Below are 16,887 nucleotides of genomic sequence, written 5' to 3'. Positions count from 1 at the left end.
CTGCCCTGATCAGCCGATCATCTTGCCCGGCAGCCAGGTCACCAGGCCGGGGAAGGTGTAGAGGCAGATCACGGCCGCGCACATCAGCAGGAAGTAAGGCAGGGCGTAGCGCGCGACCTCGGTAATCTGCCGGCCAGTCATGGCTTGCAGCACGAACAGGTTGAAGCCCACGGGTGGCGTGATCTGCGCCATCTCGACCACCACCACCACGAACACGCCGAACCACAGCGGATCGATGCCGGCTGTCTGGATGGTCGGCAGCAGCACGGCCATGGTCAGCACCACCACCGAAATACCGTCGAGGAAGCAGCCGAGCAGGATGAAGAAAACGGTCAGCGCCACCAGCAGCCAGCCCGTCGACAGCCCCAGCCCCGAAATCCACTCCGCCAGATGGCGCGGCAGGCCGATGTAGCCCATGGCCAGCGTCAGAAAGGCCGAGCCGCCGAGGATCAGCCCGATCATGCAGTACAGGCGGGTGGCGCCCATCAGGCTGGCGAAAAAGCTCTCGCGGGTGAGCGAGCCTTGCGCGGCGGCGATGATGAAGGCGCCGATCACGCCCAGCGCGGCCGCCTCGGTGGCGGTGGCCACGCCGGTGTAGATCGATCCGAGCACCGCGCCGATCAGCAGCACCACCGGCATCAGCCCCCACGAGGCGCGCAGCTTGTCGATGAAGCTTGTGCGGCCTTCACCGGCCGGGATCTTGTCGGGGTTGAGCAGCGACCAGACGATCACCCAGCCCATGAACAGGCCGGCCAGCAGCAGGCCAGGCAGCACGCCGCCGATGAACAGCTTGGCGATGGAGACATCGGCCGAGACGCCATATACGATCATGATGATCGACGGCGGAATCAGCAGCCCCAGCGTACCGGCGCCGGCCAGCGTGCCCAGCGCCAGCGAGGTCGGGTAGCCTCGCCGCTCCAGCTCGGGCAGGTTGATCTTGCCGATGGTGGCGCAGGTCGCGGCCGAGGAGCCCGACACCGCGGCGAACAGCGTGCAGCCGAGGATGTTGGCGTGCAGCAGCCGCCCGGGCAGGCGCTCGACCCAGGGGGCGAGGCCGCGAAACATGTTCTCCGACAGCTTGGTGCGGAACAGCACCTCGCCCATCCACAGGAACAGCGGCAGGGCGGTGAGCGTCCAGCTCGAGCCGATGCCCCAGATCGCCACGGCCATGCCGTCGCCCGGCGCGCGCGTAGTGAACATCAGCATGCCAAGGGCGCCCACGGCGATCAGCGACAAACCGATCCACACCCCGCTGGCCAGTAAAACGAGCATGACCAGCAAGAGCAGGCCGGCAACCATCAAGTCCATGGGATTACTCCATCCGCGCCGGTTCTTGGCCGGCGTTGGCGAGGCGGGCGCAAGGCCGGCCCAGCGTGGTCATCACCAGATCGTCGAGCATGGCAATGAGAAAAATCGTCGCGCCAATGGCGAGCGCCAGTTGCGGAATCCACAGCGGCGTGGCGTCCACGCCCTGCGAAATGTCTCCAAAGGCGTGGGACTGCCAGGCCAGACGCAGGCTGTACCAGGCCAGCGCGCCCGACACGCCGGTGCCGATGAGCAACGCGACCCACTGCAGCACGCGCTGCACGCTGCCGCCGATGCGGTCAATCAGCAGCGTGACGCGAATGTGCTCGCCATGCTTGAAGGTGTAGGCCAGCGCCAGAAAACCGCAGGCCGCCATGGCATAGCCGGCGTAGTCATCGGTGCCGCGCAGGTAGATGCCCAGCGGGCGGGTGACGATGCCGGTGGTGACCATCACCAGCGTGGCAATCATGCCGACCGCGGCCAGCGCGCCAGCCAGTCGGTACAGGGTGTCGAGCGTTGTACGCATGCAGAATTCCCCGAAGATATACAGCACGGGGGCACATGGCCCCCGTCGTGGTCTTACTGCGCGGCGCGGTAGGCGTCGAGCACCGACTTGCCGTCGGTGCCGGCACGCTCAAGCCATTCGGCCGTCATCGTGTCACCGACCTTCTTGAGATCCGCGCGCAGGGCGTCGCTGGGCGGCAGCACCTGCATGCCGTTTTTCTTGAGCTGATCGACATACCACGCGGTCTTCTCTTCGGAGACCTGCCAGCCGCGGGTTTCGGCGGCAGAGGCGGCCTTGAGCAAAGCCTCGCGGGTGGCGGCGTCCAGGCCGTCAAAGACTTTCTGCGACACGAACACCATGTTCTTCGGCAGCCAGGCCTGCACATCGTAGTAGTGCGACAGCTGCTCCCAGCTCTTCGAGTCGTAGCCCGTCGACGAGGAGGTGATATTGGCCGACACCACACCAGTGGCCAGCGCCTGAGTCAGATCGGCCGCCTGCACGGTGACCGGCTGGCCGCCCATCAGCTCGATCATGCGCGCCACGGTCGGGCTGTAGGAGCGGATCTTCATGTTCTTGAAGTCACCCATCGCGGCCACCGCGCTCTTGCTGTAGATGCCCTGCGGCGGCCACGGCACGGTGAACAGCAGCTTCAGCCCGTGCTTGGCCAGCCGCGCTTCGACCGCGCTGCGCGAGACCGACCACAGCTTGGCCGACTCGGCGTAGCTGGTGGCCAGGAAGGGCACGGTGTCGAGTGCGTACATGGCGTCTTCGTTGGCCAGCGAGCTGATCAGCAATTCACCGATCTGCGCCTGCCCGGCCTGCACCGCGCGTTTGATTTCCGGCCCCTTGAACAGCGCGCCGCCCGGATGCACGGTGATCTTCAGCCCGCCGGCGGTGGCGCTGGCCACGTCATTGGCAAATTGCTGGATGTTCTCGGTGTGAAAGTTGGTCGCCGGGTAGGGCGTGGGCATGTCCCAGGTGGTTTGGGCCAGGGCCGCGGTGCTCAGGCCGAAGGCGGCGACGGTGGCGCACAGGGCGGAACGGAAAGGCTGGGTGGATCGCATCGGTGTCTCCTCGCGGGGCGTTCGTGCATGCGAACGCCTGGGGTTATTGGCTGCGGCACAAGGGTGTTTTCTTTTTGCCGGCCTTGCAACTTTGGTGTTTTGTCTATAATTTGTCAACAAAATATCGACGAGGTGACAACGACATGCCCAAAACTTTGCTCCCCGATGGCCGCCCCGCGCCGAGCCGCATCGTCTCTTCAGAGCATCTGGTGTCGGCCAAATCGCCCGAGCTGTCGGAGTTTGAATACGGCATGATCGTGGCGTGGCATGGCTTTTCGCGCTGGATGATGCGCTGCATGGCCGCCGCCGGCTTTGAGGACATGACCACCATCGATGTGCTGGTGCTGCACCATGTGGTGCATCGTGAGAGCGCCAAGCGCCTCGCCGACATCTGCTTTGTGCTCAACGTCGAAGACACCCATGTGGTGTCCTACTCGCTCAAGAAGCTGCTCGCGCTCAAGCTGGTCACCAGTCATCGCAAGGGCAAGGAGGCGTTCTACAGCGCTACCGACGACGGTCGTGATGCTTGCCTGCGCTACCGCGAAGTGCGCGAGGCCTGCCTGATGCCCGGCTTCTCCGGCTCGGCCGAAGAAAACGCGCACATCGGCGATCTCGCCCGCCTGCTGCGTACGCTCTCCGGTCGTTATGATCAGGCCGCCCGCGCGGCGTCCACCTCGAGCCTGTGAGCATGCGTATTCTCGATCTCGGTGACGCCGCGTTGACGGTCGAGTTCGGCGACGCCATCGATCCGGCGCTGCAGGCCCGGGTCAATGCGCTGGACGTGGCCATCGAGCGCGCCCGCGCCGCGGGGCAGCTTGGCGGCGTGATCGAAACCGTACCCACCTTCCGCTCGCTGACCGTCGTCTACGATCCGCTGCTGACCCGTCGCGCCACACTTGAAGCGGCGCTGAGTGAGTTGATCGACGCGGCCGACCACGCCCCGGTCGGCGACGGTCGCCACTGGCGCCTGCCGGCCTGCTACGGTGGCGCGTTCGGCCCCGATCTGGCTGACGTGGCCGCCGCCACCAACCTGACACCCGAGGCCGTGATCGACGCGCACAGCGCCACCGAGTACGTGGTCTACATGCTCGGCTTTCTGCCCGGCTTCCCCTTCATGGGCGATGTGCCGGCGGCCTTGCAACTGCCCCGCCGCAGCGAGCCCCGGCTGCGCGTGCCGCCCGGCAGCATCGCCATCGCCAACGGCCTGACCGCCATCTACCCCTGGGAGAGCCCCGGCGGCTGGCACGTGCTCGGGCGCTGTCCGGTGCCGCTGTTTGATGCGACCCGTGCGGCGCCGGCCCTCTTGGCGGCCGGCGACCGGGTGCGTTTCACGCCGGTGAGCGTCGATGAATTCGCCCGACTCGATGCCGAGCTCAAAGCCGGTCGGCTCGATCCGCAGCAGTGGTGCTCGCCAGCGGGGGAAGCATCATGAGCGCGCTCGAGATTCGGTCGTCCGGCGCGCTGGCGTCGATTCAGGACGTCGGCCGTCGTGGCTGGCGGCGTATTGGGGTGCCCTGGGCCGGGGCGCTGGCGCCGCAGCTGTTGCGCATCGCCAACACGCTGGTCGGCAATGACGCGCTGGCGCCGGCCATCGAATGCTTCGATGGCGGTCAGCAGTTTGTCGCCCGCGAGGGCGCGGTGCGCCTCGCCGTGGCCGGCGATGCCCAGCTCGAACACCTCACCGCCGCGGGCAAGCGCTCGCTCGTCGCCTGGCGCAGCCTCACGCTGGCCGAAGGCGAAACGCTGCGCGTGGTGCACACCGGCGCGGGCAGATTGGCCGTGGTCGCGGTCTTCGGCATGGCCCGCCCCTTGGTGCTCGGCAGCGCCGCCACCTATGCGCGTGCGGCGCTGGGCGGGCTGGACGGCCGGGCGCTGCAAGTGGGCGACCGTCTGAGCGTGATCGAACCGGCGCCCACCCCGGAACACCATTTGCGTCAGCCGCCCACGCCCGAGGCGGGGCCGATTCGTGTCGTGCTCGGGCCGCAGGCGGATCACTTCGCGCCGGCGAGTCTCGAGGCCTTCTTGACCGCGCCCTTCGAGATCACCGCCGAGGCCGACCGCATGGGCGTGCGGCTGGCCGGCGAGCCGCTGGTGCATCGCGACGCCGCCGCGCGTGAAATCGTGTCGGATGCCGCGGTGCCCGGCGCCATTCAGGTGCCCGGCAACGGCCAGCCCATCGTGCTGCTGGCCGACGGCCACACCGCCGGCGGCTACCCCAAAATCGCCACCGTCATCACCGCCGATCTGGCGCGGCTGGCCGAGCGCAAGCCGGGCGAGGTGGTTCGCTTTGTCGCGGTCAGCGTCGCCGAGGCCGAAGACCTCGCCCGCGCGGCCGAGCAGTCGCTGCAAGCCAGTCTCGGCGCCATCGTGCCGCTGGCCGGTGACGGCCTGGTCGACCTCGACGCGCTGTATTCCCGCAACCTGCTCAGCGGCATCATCGATGGCCGCGACGACGACGGAGACGCCGCATGAAACTCAACCTGAATGCCGACCTCGGCGAATCCTTCGGCGCCTGGTCGATGGGCGCGGACGCCGCCTTGCTGCCGATTGTCGACTCCGCCAACATCGCCTGCGGTTTTCATGCCGGCGACCCGCTGGTGATGCGCACCACCGTGCGCACCGCGCTGGCCAGCGGCACCACGCTCGGTGCCCACCCGGCCTTTCCCGATCTGCAAGGCTTTGGCCGGCGCAAGATGCACTTGTCGCCCGACGAACTCGAAGCCATGGTGATTTATCAGGTGGCCGCGCTGGCCGGCATGGCCCAGGCCGAAGGCGGCCGCCTCAGCCATGTCAAACCGCACGGCGCGCTCAACAATATGGCTTGCGAAGACGCCACGCTGGCCGACGCGGTGGCCCGCGCCGTGCGCGCCTTTGATCGCAGCCTGATCCTGCTCGCACCTGCCACCTCCGAGCTCGCCACCGCCGGCGAACGCGCCGGCCTGCCGGTGGCGCTCGAAGCCTTCGCCGACCGTGCCTACACTCCGCGTGGCACGCTGGTGCCCCGCAGCCAGCCCGGCGCCGTGCTGCACGACCCGGCCGAGTGCATCGCCCATGTCCGCCGCCTGCTCGCTGCCGGCGGCCTGGTCGCGCTCGATGGCACGGTGCTACCGACGCCGATTCACAGCATCTGCGTACACGGCGATAATCTGGAAGCAGTCGACACCGCCCGCGCCCTGCGTGCTGCGCTGGAGGCCGACGGCCATGTTATGGTCGGCCTTCCGGACATGATTTAGGGGTTTGTCATGCGCATGCTGATCCTCCTGCTCGCCGCGGCAGCGCTCACCGCCTGCGGCGCCGAAACCGCCACCAGCGCCGCCACGGTGGCCGCCGCCAAGGCCAAGGAAGTCGAACAGGCCCAGGCCGTGAAAGCGCAGGTGCAGACGCAACTCGATGCCGCCAATGCGCAGGCGGCAGCGCGCCTGGAAGCTGCCGAAAGGCAATAGCGCATCTGCGCCGCCGGTGCCATGGCGTGATTTGCCGCATCATGACCCGACCCGATCTCGATCTCATCATCCGGCCCGCCGGGCCGTCCGAGCTTGACGTGGTGCTCGCGCTCTACAATGCCTCTCGGGCAGTGGCGGGGTGCTTCAGTGGCGGTGACGCGACGCGCGCGGAATTCCTGGGGAGCATCGACGGCGAAGACGTCCATGTCGCCACGCGGGCGGACAACATCGTCGGCTTTGCCTCGGTGTGGGTGCCCGAGCGCTTCATCCACCACCTGTATGTGTCACCCGCGCACCAGCGCGCCGGTGTCGGCAGCGCCCTCTTGCGTGCGTGCGAGGCGCACTACGGTCGCCCCCTGTCGCTCAAGTGCGTGACCCGCAACGTGCGGGCACGGTGCTTCTACGCGCAACACGGCTGGCGCTGTGAAGCGGGCGGCGTCGGCGAAGACGGGCCGTGGGAGCATTGGCATTCGCCCCTGGCGTCACAGCCCGGCCGTTGAGGTCAGCCGGCGCGTCCGGCGCCGCTTTGTGAGACAGGTCTGACCCCATGTATCGCGCGGCGTCGCGGCATCCCGGTCGGGCGCGCCAAGCGCATCGCGATGGCCGATCTGCGGGGCGGGCCTCGGCCTGGCCGGTGTGCGCACCGTGCCCGCAGCGCCTCGCTGCCTGTCACCACCAGAAGCCGCCGATACGCCAGCGGGGGGGCTGACGGACGCGCGCGGGCGTGTCGGTGCCGTGCCACATCGGCGTGGAGGCGTCGCAGGCCGGGGTTGGGGCCGGTTGGCTGCGCAGCCGCCGGATGCGCTCGTCGGTGGCCGGGTGGGTGCGCAGCCAGGATGGCTCCGGGTTGCCCCAGCCGGGCAACAGCAGGCGGCGCCACGAGCGGCTGACTGCCTCGATGTGCGCCAGCGCCGCGGCCAGGCCGTCGGGGTCACCGGTCAGCTCGGCGGCCTTGCGGTCGGCGTCGAACTCACGCACCCGCGACAGGCCGAGTTGCACCAGCAGCGCGATATGCGGCGCGACGGCCAGCAGCAACAGGCCTGACCAGTTGATGCCGACATCCATCACCAAGAGCGTTGGCAGCGCGAAGAAGGCCACGAGCAGACCGGCGAGGGCGAACACGCTGGTGAGCCGGCTGACATAGTCCGCCAGCCCCATTACGCGCAGGTCGCCATGGGCGATGTGCGCCATTTCGTGCGCCAGCACGCCGGTGATTTCCCGGCTGGAGAGCCCACGCAGCAGGCCGTCGGTCAGGGCGATGGCGGAGCGCTTGCGGTCGCCGACGGCGAAGGCGTTGACCATCGGGCTGGGCACGTAATAGGGGGTGGGGACGGCCGGCAGGGCAGCGCGCGCCGCCAGGTGTTCCAGGATGCGCCACAGTTCGGGCGCCATCGCCGGCGGCAGGGGCTGGGCCCGGTACAGGCGCAAGGTCAGCCACGAAGCCGCGCCGGGCTCCAGCAGCAGCGCCAGCACGCTGCCGAACACGGCGATCCAGAAACCGTCCTCGCCCAGCAGCAGGGCGCCGGCCAGCGCCGAGATGCCGAGCAGGGTGGCGATCAGCAGCAACGTCTGGAGCCGGTTGACCCAGGCGTGCGCCGTCATGGCTTAGGTTCCGGTCTGGCGCAGTCGGGTGCGCAGGTGGTCCATCTCTTCGAGCAGGTCGGCCATCAGCGCGGCCAGTTCGGGGGCGGCATCGAAATCGCGTTCGAGCTGGCGCATGCGGCGCGCCCGGACCAGCCCGACGCGGGTGAAGCGCCACACGCCGGCGACGCATTCGGCGTGGGGAAACAGGCCTTCGTCGATGTGCCGGCGCAGCCAGTCGGGCTCCACCGCACAGGCGGCGGCCACTTGCTCCAGCGTCATCCAGGTCTCTTCGAGCAGGCTGCCGATCAGGAGGTCTTGTTCGCGCATGGTGCGACTCCTTGATTCATTGCTTGGCGGACGGGCGCGGGTCGAAGGCCAGTTCCTGCGCCATGGTCTCGTACAGTTGCCGTGCCGCCGGGGTGTCGGCCGGGGGCAGCACGACCTGCAGGTCGAGCAGCAGGTCACCCGGCGGCGTGCCGGGAATGCCTTTGCCGCGCACGCGCAACTGCCGGCCGCTCTGGGCGCCTTCGGGGATGCGCACCTTGAGGTGGCCGTTGGGCAGTTCGACCGCGACGGTGGCGCCGAGTGCCGCCTCCCAGGGCGCCAGCGGCAGCGTCATGCGCAGGTCGCGCCCCTCGGTGCGCAGCCGGGCATGGGGCTTGATGCGCACCTCGAGCAACAGGTCGCCGGCGGGGCCGCCGCCCATGCCGGGCGCGCCCTGGCCGGCCAGCCGGATGATCTGCCCTTCATGCACCCCTTGCGGGATCTTCACGTTCAGGCTGCGCGTAACCCAGCGCACCCGGCCCTGGGCGTCGGTTTGCGGCAATTGCAGGCTGAGTTGCCGGGTGGCGCCGTTGAAGCTGTCGTCCAGATCGAGCAGCACCTCGGCGCGCACATCTCCGCCGGGGGTGCGGAAGTGGCCCCCGCCTTGGCGTCGGAAGCCGCCCGGCCCGCCAAACAGCTGACTGAAGAAGTCGCTGAATTCGGCCTCCTCGCCGGGCGAAAAGCCATGCGTGGAGAACTCGTAGGCTTCGCCCCAGTCGGGCGGCGGCCGGAAGTCCTGACCTGCCTGGTAGTTCTGGCCGAGCCGATCATAGGCGGCGCGTTTCTCCGGGTCGGAGAGCACGGCGTAGGCCTCGTTGACCGCCTTCATGCGGGCTTCGGCGTCGGCTTCCTTCGAGATGTCCGGATGGTATTTGCGGGCCAGTCGGCGAAAGGCTTTCTTGATCTCGTCCGCAGACGCATCCCGGGAGACGCCGAGGGTCTGGTAGTAGTCATGGAATTCCATTTGTCGTCCCGGTGCTTGTTGGCGGGGCCTCGCGGCGGGTGCGATCGACGCGCCATCGACAGGCCATTCCCGGGCAGCGATGCGCGCGGAAGGCCGGCAACGATGACGGTTACAGCATGCCGCTTAACGCCCGCCATGAAAAGGCCGCCGCGTCGATCGGCGGCGGCGCCTGCGCACACATGGGGGCGTTTTCGGCGGCCGGGTCCACCGGCAGCTTCTGGTTTTTCACCCCCAGATGCTCAATGGCAAAGCGCGCCGTAAAGCTCAGCGTGACGGCCGGCACCAGGGGTTCGACCACCGCCACGGAGTTGGAGAAGACGTCGTGGATCCAGTGTTGCCGGCAGTGGGGAGAGGCGGTCAGGTCGGCGTGCAGCACGCGGATGTCATGCGCTGCGCGGGGATGAAACGCGACCCGGTGGGTGCCGAATGTCACCTCTTTGGCGCAGTGGCAGGTGGTGACGTGCTCAACTTCAAGGATGACGGACATAAGGCGAACCCGCAAAAACGTGATGCCCTGCATCGCTGATTGCGTTGGGATCTCGAAGCGATGGCAGGCGCTAGGGCGCGGCTGGGGTCGCTGTGTCGAGCCGGCGCCGGCTTAATGCCGGCTTATGGCGAGGTGGCGATCAAGGCCTTGGCATGCCCGACGACGCGCAGGCCTGGCCGTGCTCGTCCAGGCAGGACAGGCCCGGCGGAAACAGGCCGCTTTCGCCATGTCGGTCGAGGGTTTCCGGGTCGGGCAGGCATTGCAGCTTGCCCTTGTCCGAGGGCAGTGGCGTGCCGTTGAGCACATGCGAGAGCATGAACACCTGCGTGAAGGTGGTGAAGCGCTCGTTGTAGATGGCGTTGTGATCGGGAATGACTTTTTCGCCGGTCTTGACCACCAGGAAGGGGTAGTTTGCAGCGTAGCTTGTGCTTGCCGAGGGGCTCGGGACGGCCTTCAAGGCGAGGGCTTTCTGGCGCGGATCGTCATCGCCGCCGTATTGATTCTGGCCGGCCTGAATCGCGAAGACGCCGCCCATGAGTTGCAGCAAGCCTTGTTGCCCCCAGGTGGCGGTGGGGTCGAGGTAGGGGCAGCCGCAGTCGGTGCTATCGACGACGCGCGGTGAGGTGTCGCCGGCGGTTTCGTCGATCAGGTCGTGGGTGATATAGCGGGCGTTGTGGCCGATGGTCTGGCGCATGCTGGCGAGCTGCGCGGGCGACCTGGCGTGCTGCAGCACGGTGTTCATCGCGCGGCCGGCGGGGAAGGCCAGCCGGGTGGCGGCGTCGGCCTCGGAGGTGACGATCATCATCGCCGGGCGCTGGGTTGGCTCATAGCAGCGCTGGGTGGCGATATGAAACAGCGGCTCGTAGAGCGAGCCCTCAAAGGCGGGATTGACCAGCATCACGAAGTCGCCAAAGCTTTTGACCTTGACGTACTGCGTGCCGGTGGCGGCGTCGCCGGTGCGCGCGGCGCGTTCCATCAGGGCGTGGGACAGGGCGGAGTAGACCACCAGGCCGCCGAAGCTGTGGCCGGTGATGACGAGCTGGGTGCGCAGCGGATCGGCGGTCTTGCTGATCTGGCGGCTGTCGCGGTAGTCGTTGAGTCGGGTGAGGAGTTCGAACACGCCGCCACGGCCGACCCGCGCTGCGGTGTCCTTGCGCGACCAGAACGACAGGTTGTTGAGCGCCGTGCCAAAGGGCAGGCCGCGCCAGCCCAGATACACGCCGACCACGGTGCGCTGGGTGGCGGGGTCGTCGCTGCGGATTTTCTTCTCGGCCAGATCGAGCCGCTCGACCAGCCGCGAAAAACACACCACGTTGTTGTCGCAGGGGCTGGCGTTGTGCTTCCAGCCGTGGGCGTAGACGTAGATCAGCGTCTCGCGGTTCTTGCGTTTGAGGTCGGCGAGTAGTGCGAACAGAGCGTCCATCTGCCGACGGTCGACGAACCAGCCCTGATCGTCGAACTCGACGAAAGAGAGGAAATAATCGCCTTTGTCTGCCGGATCGGCGGCGCCGGTCTTGTCGCGGAAGGTGCTGGTGTAGTGGCGGTGCTGGAGCGCCGGGGCGGGAAGGGCACTATCGGCGCTGGCGGTTTCGCAGGGCGGCAGCGTGGTGGGTGCGGCGCTGCCGTCAGCCAGCAGGCCCGGTACTTCGCAATCGACCCCCGTCGGCGCCGACCCCGCCGGAAGGGCGACTCGGTAGGGCGTGAATTGCGCACACCCCGACAGCAGCAGGCCGATCAACAGCAGGCCCAGAAGGCGTAGATGGGTCATGCGCGTTCCCCCGAATCAGATGGCGCTTCTGAGACTTTCCCCTGATGCGACTTGACCGTAACACGAAGGGCGGGGTGGTGGTGACAATGTGCGGTGCCCCGCTTGAGGCCCGATCGGACGCGACGCGGGGTGTGAATTTCCGTGTTTTCAAGCGATACGGATCGGCCGCCCGGCGGGGCGGCGGGGCTCAGGCGGCCGTGGCGCGCGGCTTGACGCCCTTCAGGGCCTGGTAGATCTGGTCAGGCTTGAAGGGCTTGCGGATGAAGCCGTTGATGCCGACGCTGACCAGTGCGGCGATCTTTTCGCGGTCGGTCTCGCCGGTGAGCATGACCACCGGCGTGCCTTTGTCGGTCTCGCGCAGTTGGGTGACGAAGGCTTCGCCACTCATCTTGGGCATGTTCTGATCGCACAGCACCACATCGAAGGCGGTGCTCTGGCAGGCGGACAGGGCCTGTTCGCCGTTGTTGGCTTGATGCACTTCAAAGCCGGCGTCACGGCCAATGGCCGCCACCAGCGCCCGGATGGCGTCCATGTCGTCGACGATCAGCAGTTTGCGGGGAGGCATCGTGGCGTACCTGTTGCGAAAGGAAGGGTGCGTCGATTAACGGCGAGTCTGCAATCGGACTTTAGGCGTAGATGCACGGTGGGTGCGCGTGTTGAAGCGTGCAGCAGGAACCGGGCGCGTGGCTATACTGTGTCTCATATGCAAAAACACTGGGACGGCGCCAGCCCCGCGCTGCAATCGCCCGAACAAGGAGACTCGATGAGACTGCACCGTGTTGCCGCCGTGATGTTGGCTGGCTGGATTCTGGGAGGGTGCGCGCTGGCGCCGTCGGTGAAGCCGGTGCCGCTGGCCGACGCGCTGGAGCAGCAGGCGTCGGCGGGGCCGTTGGCGCTGGTGTCGGGCGAGGTGCTCACCAACAATGACGCGGCCTTCGCCGCCAAGCTGAGGGCGATCGAGTCGGCCACGCAAAGCCTTGATCTGGCCTACTACATCTTCGCGGACGACTACACCTCCGCTCGGCTCAGCCAGGCCCTCATCGATGCCGCCGGGCGCGGTGTGCAGGTGCGGCTGCTGGTGGATTACTTCAGCGCTTACAAAGACCTCGACCGTTTCAGCTGGCTGGAGCAGGCGGGGCGTGGGCGTATCGCGGTGCGGTTCTACAATCGGCCGACGGTCGAGATCATCAAGGATGCGGCCTTCCTCACGCTCAGCTGCGCCGATGTGGGCGCGACGGGCAGCGCCTGCGACGAGGCCAAGCTGGCCGAGGTTGGCCGCCGTTTTGCCCCCGGCGCGGCGGGCGCGCCGAGCGTGCTCAACCGCAGCGTGGCCGGTTCGGGGGTGTTCCTGTCGGGGCTGTATGGCAAGCACGCCAAGCTGATGGCCTACGCCGTGACCCGCGGGCAGGCAATCGACGCCGACGCGCTGGCGGCCGGCGCGGGCAGCGCCAACGCCGATCAGACCGCCAGGCTCAAGGAGCTGGGCAAGCTCTATTTCCGCGCGCGCTACATCGGCGGCGTGGACGGTTTGGCGGCCAAGTTCAAGCTGGCGGTGGTTCGCCTCGCCTTCGCCGAGCAGGTCAGTCCGGTGTTCGATGCGGTGAGCAGCTATTTGCCCGTGTCGCGCCAGAACGATGCGCTGGCCCAGCGCGACTGGGATTACCTCACCGAATTCCTCCACCACAAATTGCTGCTGGCCGACGGTCGCACGCTGGTGCTGGGCGGGCGCAACGTGGCCGACGAATACCACATGTCGCCCAATCCGCTGGCCGACAAGTACATCTTCATGGATACCGATGTGGCGCTGACACTGGCCGATCGCACGCCTGCGCTGACCGCCAGCTTTGACCGCCTGTGGGGCCTGAGCAGCATGGTGGCGCGGCTGGACGAGGTGCGTCAGCATGCGCCCAACGATCTGCTGGCAAACTTTGGTGTGGTCGAGGCGGCGCAAACGGCTTGCAGCCAGGGCAAGAACGCGGCCTGCGTCGATCGCTATCTTGAGAAGCATTTCGTGCCCGTGTCGGCGCGGCTCGCTGCGATGGGCGAGCAGCATCGTGCACGCCTGAAAACCTACGCGCGCAACTACCGCCCGAGCGCGGCGCCGAAACCCTTGCAGATCGACGCCGGTGCCCGGATCGACTACCTGGAGAATCTGCCGATTGCGAAGGGGCAACGCAGCTATGGCGCCCGACACGACCACGAAGCGGCATCGAGCAAGCATATTCAGGCTCTGTGGCGTGCCGCCTTGCGCGAGGCGTGCGCCGCGCCGGTCGCTGCGCGCCAGCCGGTGATCATTCACAACGCCTATTTCTTCTTGCCGGCCAATCTGCTGCAAGACGTCGCCGCCATGCTCGACGGGCGGCGCGCGTGTGCGGGTGTGGACCTCACCTTGCTCACCAACTCGCTGGCCACCACCGATCTGAACATCGTCAATTTGCTGGCGGTGTGGCAACTCAAGGCGCTTGCCGATCATCTCAAGGACATCGGGCCGGCCGAGGGCGCCGCCACGCTGCGCTACCTGGAGTATCAAAAGGGCGACGACGCGCGCCTGTCCTTGCATTCAAAAGTGATGGTGTTCGGCGCCGACGTCTTCATCGGCTCGGCCAACGCCGATGTGCGCAGCCTGATGATGGACAGCAATAACGGCATCTACATTCGTAATGCCCCGAGATTCGCTGCCGACTATGTGGCGGGCTTGCAGGCGCTGATCGCCACGCCGGGCAAAGTGGCGCACAACACAGCCCTGATCGGTCGCGATGCGGCCACGCTCGGGGTGGAGATGAACGATCTTGTGGATCAGTTGCTTGCCCGCTATGCCGGCGAGGATCGCCTCGACGACACCCAGCGGCGCGACCTGAAGGCGCGCATTCTGGCCACCACCGAGCGGGTCTACGCCTTGTCGCGCCGGATCATGCAGGGCGACGCGGCGGCGGCTGACGAATTCAACGCCTTGTTCAAGGCAATCTGACCGCCTGCGCCAGCTGCGCCTGCCAGGGCGCAGCGGTAAGGCGCTCGACAAACCACTGCAACGCGCGGCCGTCGTGGTCGCGCCGCCACGCCAGGTAAAGCGGTTCATCGCTTCGGTTGGCGTCGGTCTGGCGTCTGACCAGCCGGCCATCCGTCAGCGCGTCGGCCGCCAGAAAATAGGGCAGATGGCCGACACCGAGCCCCGCGATCTGTGCTGCCAGCTTGGCGTGATGGTCAGGCACGACCAGTGTGTCTTGCCCAATCACCATGCCGGCCGTGCGCGCCTGCATGCTGCGGGTCGTGTCGGCCAGCACCACGGCGCGATGCTTGCTCAGTTCATGCGCAGGGAGCGGTTCGGGCAACGCGGCCAGCGGATGCTCCGGCGCCATGCAGAAAATCAGCGCGGCCTGCCCGAGTGGTTTCGACACGAAACGGGCGTCGCGCGGCGCCTCGCCCGAAGCCCCGACCACCAGATCGGCGCGGCCGCTGCCGAGCGCATCCCAACTACCGGCCAGCACCTCGCCACTGAAGCGCAGGCGCGTGCCGTGCCGGGCGGTGTCAAATTCCTGGATGAGCGGCAGCATCAGCGAGAACGGCACCAGCGCATTCAAGGCAATGCGCAACTCCACCTCCCAACCTGTCGCCACTCGTTTGGCGCGGCACTCCAGCGCGTCGGCGGCTGCGAGCAACTGGCGGCCATCGGTGAGCAAGGTGCGCCCGGCCGGCGTCAGCAGGGCGCGCCGACCGACACGTTCAAAAATGGCGAAGCCCAGATCGTCCTCCAGCCGTCGAACGGCGTGGGTGAGCGCCGAGGGCACGCGGTGCAGCTGCCGCGCCGCGGCGGCAAAGCTGCCGGCAGTGTCAATGGCGTCGAGCATGAGCAGGGCGTCGAGGGTGAGTTTCATGTTGAATATGGCTCAACAAATTGATCAAAATTTGTCTGTTTTTCTTGTTGGTGTCTTTGTTGATAATGCATTCACAGTGAAGCAAATTCAATAGCGGCGTTTCCCGGTTCGGCCATTGCGCTGGCGGGAGGTGCCCCGACAGGAGAAGTCATCATGAAAAAAATCGCCATCGTGTATCACAGCGGCTACGGCCACACCGCCCGCCAGGCCGAGCATGTCGCCAAAGGCGCCGCCTCGGTCGACGGCGTGCAAGTACAGCAGATCGGCGCCGACGCGGTCGACGCTCACTGGGACGACCTGGCCGCCGCCGACGCCATCATCTTTGGCGCGCCGACCTACATGGGCAGCGTGTCGGCCCCGTTCAAGACCTTCATGGACGCCAGTTCCAAAGTGTGGTTCGGCCAGGGCTGGAAAGACAAACTCGCCGCCGGCTTCACCAACTCTGCCTCGCAGTCGGGCGACAAGCTCAACGCGCTGGTGCAGCTGTCGGTCTTCGCCGCCCAGCACAGCATGACCTGGGTAAACCTCGGCCTGATGCCCGGCAACAACCACAGCAAAGGCTCGGTCGAAGACCTCAACCGCCTGGGCGGACAGCTCGGCGCGATGGCGCAGTCGAACTCAGACCAAGGCGCCGAAGCCATGCAGGACTCCGACCTGCGCACCGCCGAGCATCTCGGCGCGCGGGTGGCGCAGTTGGCCTTGCGGATGGGCTGATCGCTCGCTGCAGCGTTGAATGAAGAACGGCCCCGCTATGTTGGTGGGGCCGTTTTGCATCTGGGTTTGGAGCGTATGACGAAAACCGTGGTCTGTCCCCTATTTACTTTGCGTAAGAAAGTCGAGAACTTTGTCGGTAAGTTCCTCGACCTCATCCATGTCCGATGACACGCGAACCGGTTCAAGCACGCCCTCGTCACAGAGGGCGCGAGCAAAATCATTCGAGTAGGGATCGCGATGCGAAACCGGAACAATTGTTCGGATGGAGTCCCAGAACAGCGCAGCACTTCGTAGCCATTGTTCATCCTTTATGTCGATGTATGGGTAGTAAAGCGCTGAGGAGAATGCTGCGGGCACTGGAGTTCCTCCGTGACAGTTGTTCGGCTGGCTAACGAATAGCGTTTATCCGCCGCCGGACCAAGCTCGAATCCGCAATAGGGGACAGACCACGGCTTCTTGTCCCTAAGTCGTGGTCTGTCCCCTATTGTTTTATCTCCACAGAGATTAAACCCGACCGCCACGTAAACGGCAAGCGCCACCCACAAGGGATTCCAGTATCCCCTTCGGGTGGCGCGCCAGCCCACAGTCATCCGGGATCAGGTCTTGAAGCCCAGCATGTCTGACTCGGCCAACGTTACCCCGCCTGAATCAGCGGCGGCTCATCCATCAATGCGATCTGTTCGCGCAGGTTGAGGATATGGTCTTGCCAGTATCGCGGGCTGTCGAACCAGCTGAAGGCGTGGGGGAAGGCGGGGTCGTGCCAGCGTTGGGCGATCCAGGCGGCGTAGTGGATGAGGCGCAGGGTGCGCAGGGCTTCGGCGAGGTGGCGTTCGGCGGGGTTGAAGTCGTGGAACTGG

The 16,887-nt window shown here is 66.8% G+C and carries 19 protein-coding genes and 1 pseudogene; 8 read left to right on the top strand and 12 right to left on the bottom strand.

From position 1 onward, the window contains the following. Positions 1-9: 9 nt before the first annotated feature. Genes FHP89_RS14925 through FHP89_RS14915 form a run of 3 tightly spaced genes read right to left on the bottom strand, consistent with a single transcriptional unit; the run spans position 10 to position 2,874 of the window. Positions 10-1,308 (bottom strand): TRAP transporter large permease, encoded by a 1,299-nt coding sequence (locus FHP89_RS14925; protein WP_144174218.1) that lies wholly within the window; start codon positions 1,306-1,308, stop codon positions 10-12. Between the two features lie 4 nt (positions 1,309-1,312). Continuing rightward, positions 1,313-1,831 (bottom strand): TRAP transporter small permease, encoded by a 519-nt coding sequence (locus FHP89_RS14920; RefSeq protein ID WP_144174216.1) that lies wholly within the window; start codon positions 1,829-1,831, stop codon positions 1,313-1,315. Between the two features lie 53 nt (positions 1,832-1,884). Continuing rightward, entirely contained in the window at positions 1,885-2,874 is a 990-nt protein-coding gene (locus FHP89_RS14915) for a TRAP transporter substrate-binding protein (protein ID WP_144174213.1), read from the bottom strand. Positions 2,875-3,017: 143 nt separating this feature from the next. Between FHP89_RS14915 and FHP89_RS14910 the strand changes: the two genes are divergently transcribed. The 6 genes from FHP89_RS14910 to FHP89_RS14885 are packed head-to-tail and all read left to right on the top strand — an operon-like array spanning position 3,018 to position 6,817. Continuing rightward, positions 3,018-3,560 carry a winged helix DNA-binding protein gene (locus FHP89_RS14910; protein WP_144174211.1) on the top strand — a complete coding sequence of 181 codons (543 nt, stop codon included), beginning with the start codon at positions 3,018-3,020 and terminating at the stop codon, positions 3,558-3,560. A gap of 2 nt (positions 3,561-3,562) precedes the next feature. Continuing rightward, complete coding sequence (gene pxpB / locus FHP89_RS14905; protein WP_260851630.1) at positions 3,563-4,306, top strand: 5-oxoprolinase subunit PxpB; 744 nt, start codon at positions 3,563-3,565, stop codon at positions 4,304-4,306. Then, the gene (locus FHP89_RS14900) at positions 4,303-5,346 is read left to right on the top strand and encodes a 5-oxoprolinase subunit C family protein (RefSeq protein ID WP_144174207.1); all 1,044 of its coding nucleotides are present in this window, start codon (positions 4,303-4,305) and stop codon (positions 5,344-5,346) included. The genes pxpB and FHP89_RS14900 overlap by 4 nt, the downstream gene beginning before the upstream one ends. Then, positions 5,343-6,107 carry a LamB/YcsF family protein gene (locus FHP89_RS14895; RefSeq protein ID WP_144174205.1) on the top strand — a complete coding sequence of 255 codons (765 nt, stop codon included), beginning with the start codon at positions 5,343-5,345 and terminating at the stop codon, positions 6,105-6,107. Before FHP89_RS14900 ends, FHP89_RS14895 begins: the two co-directional genes overlap by 4 nt. 9 nt (positions 6,108-6,116) lie before the next feature. Continuing rightward, positions 6,117-6,317, top strand: coding sequence for a hypothetical protein (locus FHP89_RS14890; RefSeq protein WP_144174202.1), 201 nt, complete (start codon positions 6,117-6,119; stop codon positions 6,315-6,317). A 41-nt stretch (positions 6,318-6,358) separates the two neighbouring features. Beyond that, the gene (locus FHP89_RS14885) at positions 6,359-6,817 is read left to right on the top strand and encodes a GNAT family N-acetyltransferase (protein ID WP_144174199.1); all 459 of its coding nucleotides are present in this window, start codon (positions 6,359-6,361) and stop codon (positions 6,815-6,817) included. 169 nt (positions 6,818-6,986) lie between these two features. Here the strand turns inward: FHP89_RS14885 and FHP89_RS14880 are convergent, their stop codons facing one another. From FHP89_RS14880 to FHP89_RS14855, 6 genes are all read right to left on the bottom strand, one after another. Further along, the gene (locus FHP89_RS14880) at positions 6,987-7,919 is read right to left on the bottom strand and encodes a zinc metalloprotease HtpX (RefSeq protein WP_144174197.1); all 933 of its coding nucleotides are present in this window, start codon (positions 7,917-7,919) and stop codon (positions 6,987-6,989) included. A 3-nt stretch (positions 7,920-7,922) separates the two neighbouring features. Further along, positions 7,923-8,228, bottom strand: coding sequence for a chaperone modulator CbpM (locus FHP89_RS14875; protein ID WP_144174194.1), 306 nt, complete (start codon positions 8,226-8,228; stop codon positions 7,923-7,925). 16 nt (positions 8,229-8,244) lie between these two features. After that, complete coding sequence (locus FHP89_RS14870; RefSeq protein ID WP_144174192.1) at positions 8,245-9,189, bottom strand: DnaJ C-terminal domain-containing protein; 945 nt, start codon at positions 9,187-9,189, stop codon at positions 8,245-8,247. A 109-nt stretch (positions 9,190-9,298) separates the two neighbouring features. Continuing rightward, the gene (locus FHP89_RS14865; RefSeq protein ID WP_186300204.1) at positions 9,299-9,676 is read right to left on the bottom strand and encodes a transglutaminase N-terminal domain-containing protein; all 378 of its coding nucleotides are present in this window, start codon (positions 9,674-9,676) and stop codon (positions 9,299-9,301) included. 139 nt (positions 9,677-9,815) lie between these two features. Further along, positions 9,816-11,444 carry a hypothetical protein gene (locus tag FHP89_RS14860; protein WP_144174188.1) on the bottom strand — a complete coding sequence of 543 codons (1,629 nt, stop codon included), beginning with the start codon at positions 11,442-11,444 and terminating at the stop codon, positions 9,816-9,818. 187 nt (positions 11,445-11,631) lie between these two features. Continuing rightward, on the bottom strand, positions 11,632-12,009 hold the full coding sequence (locus FHP89_RS14855; RefSeq protein ID WP_144174186.1) for a response regulator: 378 nt from the start codon (positions 12,007-12,009) through the stop codon (positions 11,632-11,634). A gap of 198 nt (positions 12,010-12,207) precedes the next feature. Between FHP89_RS14855 and FHP89_RS14850 the strand changes: the two genes are divergently transcribed. Then, positions 12,208-14,412, top strand: coding sequence for a phospholipase D-like domain-containing protein (locus tag FHP89_RS14850; protein ID WP_144174184.1), 2,205 nt, complete (start codon positions 12,208-12,210; stop codon positions 14,410-14,412). Here the strand turns inward: FHP89_RS14850 and FHP89_RS14845 are convergent. Further along, the gene (locus tag FHP89_RS14845; RefSeq protein ID WP_144174182.1) at positions 14,399-15,316 is read right to left on the bottom strand and encodes a LysR family transcriptional regulator; all 918 of its coding nucleotides are present in this window, start codon (positions 15,314-15,316) and stop codon (positions 14,399-14,401) included. The two genes, FHP89_RS14850 and FHP89_RS14845, sit on opposite strands and share 14 nt — an antisense overlap. Positions 15,317-15,469: 153 nt before the next feature. Here FHP89_RS14845 and FHP89_RS14840 point away from each other — a divergent pair, with 153 nt between their 5' ends. After that, positions 15,470-16,030, top strand: coding sequence for a flavodoxin family protein (locus FHP89_RS14840; protein ID WP_144174180.1), 561 nt, complete (start codon positions 15,470-15,472; stop codon positions 16,028-16,030). A 99-nt stretch (positions 16,031-16,129) separates the two neighbouring features. On the opposite strand, the gene FHP89_RS14835 is transcribed toward FHP89_RS14840, so the two are convergent. Beyond that, a complete protein-coding gene (locus tag FHP89_RS14835) occupies positions 16,130-16,387 on the bottom strand; it encodes a hypothetical protein (protein ID WP_222105407.1) in 258 nt (85 codons plus the stop codon). Positions 16,388-16,664: 277 nt separating this feature from the next. Continuing rightward, positions 16,665-16,887 (bottom strand): annotated as a pseudogene (locus tag FHP89_RS14830) (hypothetical protein); the annotation flags it as partial.

Source organism: Denitromonas ohlonensis, assembly GCF_007625205.1.
In the GTDB taxonomy this organism is placed as follows: Bacteria; Pseudomonadota; Gammaproteobacteria; order Burkholderiales; family Rhodocyclaceae; genus Nitrogeniibacter; species Nitrogeniibacter ohlonensis.
The sequence above is the reverse complement of the archived record's forward strand: the minus strand, read 5'-3'. Positions and strand labels throughout refer to the sequence as shown.